The 726-nt window shown below is 38.4% G+C and carries 2 protein-coding genes and 1 pseudogene; 2 read left to right on the top strand and 1 reads right to left on the bottom strand.

Annotation, left to right across the window (positions count from 1 at the left end):
• Positions 1–17 precede the first annotated feature (17 nt).
• Both CBG25_RS21290 and CBG25_RS04280 read left to right on the top strand, forming a co-directional pair.
• A complete protein-coding gene (locus tag CBG25_RS21290; protein WP_366212646.1) occupies positions 18–176 on the top strand; it encodes a hypothetical protein in 159 nt (52 codons plus the stop codon).
• A 54-nt stretch (positions 177–230) separates the two neighbouring features.
• Positions 231–407 (top strand): annotated as a pseudogene (locus tag CBG25_RS04280) (transposase); the annotation flags it as partial.
• Between the two features lie 172 nt (positions 408–579).
• On the opposite strand, the gene CBG25_RS21285 reads toward CBG25_RS04280, so the two are convergent.
• Positions 580–720 carry a hypothetical protein gene (locus tag CBG25_RS21285; RefSeq protein ID WP_366212691.1) on the bottom strand — a complete coding sequence of 47 codons (141 nt, stop codon included), beginning with the start codon at positions 718–720 and terminating at the stop codon, positions 580–582.
• Positions 721–726 lie beyond the last annotated feature (6 nt).

Raw genomic sequence — 726 nt, 5'->3', positions numbered from 1 at the left:
AAAAACAAGAAAATAAAATAATCTCGGGCATCCGTATTACGGTTGAACACGCCATCGCGGGTATCAAGCGCTTCGGTTGTATGACCCAAATTTTACGGAATCGTAGACCCTTTATTGATGATACCTTTTTACTCCTTAGTGCCGGTCTTTGGAATTTCCATCTCAGAACAGCCTAAAATTTACTTCAATCACCGAAATACCCTTATTTCACTATTAAGCAACACGCTTATTGGAAACCAACCAAGCGGCGACAAAAAGATTTAGACGCCACGTGGACTAAAAAACACGGTAAGAGTCATTATGGCTATAAGCTTTCGGTAAACATGGATAAGAAGTACAAATTCATCAGAAAAATCGTCACCGATACGGCCAGCACCCACGACAGTCAGCATTTCGAAAGGGTCATTCACGAGTTTCGCACAGGCATATAAAATTCTAAAAATGGCTTAAAAGCAATGATTAATCTGCAAGTTACTAAAAAACATAAATTTTCTTAAATTACAATAAGTTGTATTTGATTTATAAGGTTTTGACTATTTATATATCATGCTGAATTAAACTTAAAAATAGAGCGTTTTTTTATTGGTGCGAAACTCGTGTCATTAATTGCGTGAGTCGTCCTTCAATCAGGGTGAGTATATTTTGTTCAGCAATTGGCCAGAGTTCGCCCGTGACACCAAAATCACGGGCACAGGCCAACTGGCTAATAAAAAGTGCCACCCACAG

The sequence above is a fragment of the Arsenophonus sp. ENCA genome (genome assembly GCF_002287155.1).
GTDB classification, from domain to species: Bacteria; Pseudomonadota; Gammaproteobacteria; order Enterobacterales; family Enterobacteriaceae; genus Arsenophonus; species Arsenophonus nilaparvatae.
This window is presented reverse-complemented; position numbering and strand designations above follow the sequence as displayed.